This is a genomic window from Thermogladius sp. (assembly GCF_049970955.1).
GTDB lineage: Archaea > Thermoproteota > Thermoprotei_A > Sulfolobales > Desulfurococcaceae > Thermogladius.
This window is the reverse complement of record NZ_JBMFLY010000059.1, coordinates 1-5,165: the sequence shown is the minus strand read 5'-3', so window position 1 is coordinate 5,165 and position 5,165 is coordinate 1. Positions and strand designations below refer to the sequence as shown.

Below are 5,165 nucleotides of genomic sequence, written 5' to 3'. Positions count from 1 at the left end.
AGCGCTACGACCTTCCCGGTGGAGGAATACCTGGGTAGCGGGGGATCGAGCGCTGTGTTCAACCCGGCCGACCCGGCGTTCCTCTCCGTGGCAGACGGTGGGGTAGTACTGAGATTGACGACACCCGCGGGGACCTACTCGAGCGTCTATGTCGTCGTCAACGGGACCTCAATAGAGATGAAGAGACAGCTCAAGTGGAGCGGGTACGAGATGTGGTACGCAAGGGTCGACGGTGTAGGCCCCTTCGAGTACTACTTTGTGCTCGCGACGAGTGAAGGTCGGAGAGTCTACCTGTACAACACCACTGAGAGGCCACTGTTCAACTTCGACGGCGTCGACAGGTTCCCGCAGGTGAGGTGGGTGGTCGGCTCGGTCGGTTACCAGATCTTCCCCGACAGGTTCTACAATGGAGACCCAACGAACGACCTCCTAGCGAACAGGACAGACGAGTTGTGGCTGAACGCTTTCTCCACGTCGAGACCCGTTTTCTCGAACTGGAGTGACCCTATAACGCCGCTGCACTGCTGCCACCAGTACTTCGGCGGTGACTTGAAGGGCATCACCATGAAGCTAGGCTACTTAAAGAGCCTGGGGGTGGACATGATATACCTAAACCCCATCTTCCTCTCGGGTAGCGTCCACGGGTACGACACTTACGACTACCTGGTTGTAGACCCCAAGTACGGGACGCAGGAGGACCTCAGGAACCTGATAATTAGGGCACACGACCTAGGCATACGGGTGATATTCGACTTCGTACCGGACCACGTCGGCATAGGCTTCTGGGCCTTCCTAGACGTCTACGAAAAGGGCCCCTCGAGCAAGTACTGGTACTGGTTCACGATCTACAAGTGGCCGTTCAAGCTCGGAGACTCATCGGCCTACAGGTGCTGGTGGGGCTTCGGCAGTCTACCACAGTTGAACACCACCAACCCGGAGGTGAGGGACTACCTGCTGAACGTGGCGCTCTACTGGATGGACTTCGGCTTCGACGGGATGAGGATAGACACCCCGACAGACCTCCTCGGCGCGAAGGACTTCTTCAGGGAGTTGAGGGCTCTCGTTAAGAGCAAGTACCCCCAAGCCTACATCGTCGGCGAGATCTGGGACTTAGACCCCTCCTGGCTCAAAGGAGATTTATTCGACTCGCTTATGTTCTACTCGCTTGGCAGAGGGATTCTCCTCGCATTCAGTAGTGGTAGGATAACTGGTACCCAGGCAGCCGAGGCTCTATCGGTCTTCTACGCCTCCATAGGTGTTAACGTAGCGGGTATGGGCTTCAACGTGGTCGACAGCCACGACACATCGCGCGTTCTGACGGACCTCGGCGGGGGCAGACTGGGCGATAAGCCCAGTTACGAGTCTATACAGAGACTCAAACTACTAACCGTGCTCCAGTTCACTATGCCGGGCATGCCAGTGATATTCCAGGGCGACGAGAGAGGTGCTCTGGGCGACAAAAACCACTTCGACGAGCAGAGGTACCCCATCCAGTGGGATCAACTGATACCCGAGGTCTACAACCACTACCTGTACTTAACGACCCTTAAGCACACTCTACCAGGGCTCAACACGAGTATCATACGTGTACTGTACTCGAGCGATGACTTGCTAGTGTACACTCGAGGATACAACGACGAAGTCCTAGTGATAGCGAATAACGGCCTAATAGACCACGAGGTTCAGCTACCCGAAGGGGCTTGGAGAGTGGTTTACCCGGCCGGTTATCAGGCCGTAGTCGTCAACAAGATTCGTGTCAGCCCGCTCTCTGCGCTGATCCTCGTGAAAGAGTAGCGCGGTCGGCGACCGACACCAATATATTTAAATCAATTAAAGAATCTCTCATTATGATTAAGCGTAGACCTGGTGATGTTCCTAGTGAAGTACCCGCTAGACAGGATATGTGTTAAAAGCGGTGTGCTGTGCCCGAACTGCCAGCGCAAGGTGGAGTCGGGGGAGGTCGCAAGGGAAGAGATCCCTATAATGAAGGCGTTGATGGAGCTGGAGGAAGACCTCAAGGAGCTCAGGACAGGCAACTATATCAAGTCCTTTGATTTCGGGGACGAGGTCATAGTCATCTTGAAGGGCGACTGGGATAAGGTTAGTCTCGACAAGATAGCCAAGGAGCTGTCTTCCAGGTTAGGGAAGAGCGCTAAAGTACTCCTGGAGGGCGAAGGCGTCAAGAAGCTGATGGAGCAACTGCTCTACCCCGCGACCATACTCGGGATCAACACGCTCTGGCTTCCTGACGGGAGCGAGCAGATGGTGGTAAGGATCCCGAGGAGAGACAGGAAGTACCTAAAGGGGAAGGAGGAGAAGTACAGGAGGTTCATATCTACTATTCTAGGGAAGGACATAAAGATAACATTTGAATGACGGCCGCGAACCCGCTTTAAGCCAGGTCGCAGGCCTCGGGAGTTCTGGGCCGTAGAGGTGCTGTCACCGGTTTTGCTGGACTAAGAAGTTCTCCTTGAAGAGCTCTCTTATGACAATGGTGGCGTAACCCGCTCTCGGGAGCGTGAAGGATATCTCGAGGGTGTTCCCCTCCCTGCTCACCGAGGGGTCGGCGGGCCTAATAACGCTGTCTCTGTACCAGCACTTGACCAGCCCCCAGTTTCTCGGCTCGAGCTTTTCCTCAGTCAAAAGTTGCTGGTAAGCCGTTCTATCGCAGCCCAGCGTCGGTATCTTGGTGTCGGGTAGGGAGCCCTTGTTCGAATCTATCAACCTCGTGAGTAACCTGTTGAAAAGGTAGGATACGTAAGCGTCTACGTAAAGGTTCCGCAACTTCTTATTGAGGGCGAGCCCGCAGTCCTCGAGAGGAGGCATCTCGTAGCACATCTTTTCATACAGCAAGCTGTCGTCGAACTTCATGAGAGTTCTACTAAGCACGCTCTTCTCCGACTCTAACGGCGTAGTGTCGCTGAGCAGCGTCTTCGCGAAGAACGCCGAGTCGGCTTCGAGGACGGCCTTGCCCAACAAGTGGGTCACAGGCCTCTTAACCCCGAACCTCTGGTAACCGTAGTAGTTAGGAAGGCCATGCTCTACCACGAGTCTCATTATCTCTTTCGCGAGTTGGTAATCTGACTCGTGGGAGGTCTCGAACCTTATTTTGAACCGGTTCCCCAACAGCGCCGATTTGCTCGGCTTGCCCCTGCTGAACCCTACAACTCTGGCCTCGACGCCGCCCCTCTCCAAGCTGAAGTTCTCGGGAAGTAAACTTCGTTTAACGAAGACGTACTGGACGCTGGTCGAGTCCTTGTCCTTCAATCCCAGGACGAGGAAGTTCTGTAGGGGGATACCCGCCTCTTTCGACATTATCCTCAAGGCTTCGTACGTGTCTAGCCCCCTCTTCCTCACCTCTAGAACAGCGTACTCCCCCCTCTCGGTCAGAACGCCTCTGTCGAGCACTTCTTGTACGTGGAAGGAGGAGGGGGTCTGGCAGTACTCGGCGTGTAGACCTTTCTCGGTGACCAAGTAGGCTATGTCAAGCACGAAGTCGAGTACGTTGACGTACCTCTTGATCAAAGGAGTTTTAAGCCTCCTGTGAGTTCGTCTACTAGTTTACTTGGGCAAGGCCCGATAGCGACAGCTGTCAGCGTGCCGGGCGGCAGCTCCGTTAAGCCAGCGTCCCTTACCAGAGACGCCGGCAGCCCCCGCTGCCTAGCCTTCTCGTAGAGCTCGATAAGCTCACCCTCACTACTCACCTTGACCACGACTTTCTTCTGCCCGCTCTCCCACCACGCCGTAAACCACTCTCTACGCTCTCTGTACGCCTCGAATGCTGCCATTAGAGAGGCGTGGGCTACTTGGACGGCTAACTTCCCCCTGCTCATGTTGAGGTCGCTTCTGACTATCACGACCTGCTTGTAATCTTCTCCCGCCATGTTCCACAGGCCAGTGACAAGTATGTTTTTAAACTGTTTAAATGTTGATATGAATGGATTAGTGTGATACAACATGGCGTCAAAGTACATGCTTACATCGCTAAACATATCCATACACGAGCCAGCGACGACGCCTGTATGTAGCAGTTGTCACCGACCGATGATGCCCCACGAGCACGGCGTGGAGTTCTTTTGCCCAAACTGCGGGAAGGCTATTATAAGGCGCTGTAAGCGTTGTCGCCAGCTGGGCATCCCTTACGAGTGCCCTAGTTGTGGCTTCAGGGGGCCTTAGGTGGTGTATATGGCGAGGGTACTGGTCGTTCTAAAAGTGCTACCCGAGGATGTCGAGACTAAACCGGAGGAGCTGAAAGAGAGGATTGAGAAGGCGCTGCCCGAAGGCTACGAGCTCAAAGGGTACGATATCGAGCCAATCGCGTTCGGGTTGAACGCCCTGCGGCTCTACATATTCATGCCTGAACAGACCGAGGGGGGCACTGAGAAGTTAGAGGAGACGGTGTCGAGCGTCCCGGGCGTCAGCCAGGTAGAAGTGGAGATCGTGCACAGAGTTAGCTGAAGTGCCAAGTTAGCCTTCTAAGCGTGTCTTCCAGTGTATTCTAGTTTTTCCCGCTGATGCACCTATAAGGACCCTACATCATAAAATCTCTCGGGAGGCGGTGCTACCTAAATGTCGAGTGAGAGAGTCAAGCTCACACTGCGGGTTCTAGAGGCCGAGCCCAAAGACGTGGGAAAGGGTATTGGTAGAGTAGACCCGGAGGTACTCGAGAGAACAGGCCTGATGAACGGGGACATCGTGATCATCGAGGGTAAGAGGAGGACCGTGGTCAGAGTAATGGAGAGTAAGCCCCAGGACAGGGGGCTAGGAGTCATAAGGATAGACAACACAACTAGACAAAACGCTGGTGTAAAGATAGGAGACCTCGTAATTGTGGAGAAAACAGAGGCTGCTAACGCTGTCTCGATAAAACTGGCGCCAAGCAAGTACTACGCTCCACCAGACTCTCAACTAGCGGACTTCGTGAAGAACAAGTTGCTCAACCGCCCGCTCATTGAAGAGGACATAGTAGTAGTGCCCGTCCTGGGGCAGACCATACCGTTCAAGGTGATATACACTAAGCCGAAGGGGCCTGTTGTGGTGACGAAGGACACGATAGTAACGATCTCGGAGAAGCCGATGGAGACCTACAGGCTGCCGCGCGTTACCTACGAAGACATCGGGGGCATGAAGCACATCATACAGAGGGTCAGGGAACTTATCGAGCT

At 54.4% G+C, this 5,165-nt stretch carries 6 protein-coding genes and 1 pseudogene; 5 read left to right on the top strand and 2 right to left on the bottom strand.

Annotated elements, in window-relative coordinates:
• Together ACP5VX_RS06110 and ACP5VX_RS06105 are read left to right on the top strand one after the other, a co-directional pair.
• Window positions 1-1,794, top strand: a 1,794-nt coding sequence (locus ACP5VX_RS06110) for a glycoside hydrolase family 13 protein (protein WP_428724998.1), incomplete at its 5' end; no start/stop codon positions are given.
• A 75-nt stretch (window positions 1,795-1,869) separates the two neighbouring features.
• A complete protein-coding gene (locus tag ACP5VX_RS06105) occupies window positions 1,870-2,376 on the top strand; it encodes a transcription elongation factor (protein WP_428724999.1) in 507 nt (168 codons plus the stop codon).
• Window positions 2,377-2,439: 63 nt separating this feature from the next.
• Here ACP5VX_RS06105 and truD read toward each other — a convergent pair whose 3' ends face one another.
• Together truD and pth2 are read right to left on the bottom strand one after the other, a co-directional pair.
• The gene (truD, locus tag ACP5VX_RS06100) at window positions 2,440-3,525 is read right to left on the bottom strand and encodes a tRNA pseudouridine(13) synthase TruD (protein WP_428724997.1); all 1,086 of its coding nucleotides are present in this window, start codon (window positions 3,523-3,525) and stop codon (window positions 2,440-2,442) included.
• Window positions 3,522-3,884 (bottom strand): peptidyl-tRNA hydrolase Pth2, encoded by a 363-nt coding sequence (gene pth2, locus ACP5VX_RS06095; protein ID WP_428724996.1) that lies wholly within the window; start codon window positions 3,882-3,884, stop codon window positions 3,522-3,524. The genes truD and pth2 overlap by 4 nt, the downstream gene beginning before the upstream one ends.
• 73 nt (window positions 3,885-3,957) lie before the next feature.
• Between pth2 and ACP5VX_RS06090 the strand changes: the two genes are divergently transcribed.
• The 3 genes and pseudogenes from ACP5VX_RS06090 to ACP5VX_RS06080 form a co-directional block, all read left to right on the top strand.
• Entirely contained in the window at window positions 3,958-4,176 is a 219-nt protein-coding gene (locus tag ACP5VX_RS06090; RefSeq protein ID WP_428724995.1) for a zinc finger domain-containing protein, read from the top strand.
• A 9-nt stretch (window positions 4,177-4,185) separates the two neighbouring features.
• The gene (locus tag ACP5VX_RS06085; protein WP_428724994.1) at window positions 4,186-4,458 is read left to right on the top strand and encodes an elongation factor 1-beta; all 273 of its coding nucleotides are present in this window, start codon (window positions 4,186-4,188) and stop codon (window positions 4,456-4,458) included.
• Between the two features lie 111 nt (window positions 4,459-4,569).
• Window positions 4,570-5,165 (top strand): annotated as a pseudogene (locus ACP5VX_RS06080) (AAA family ATPase); the annotation flags it as partial.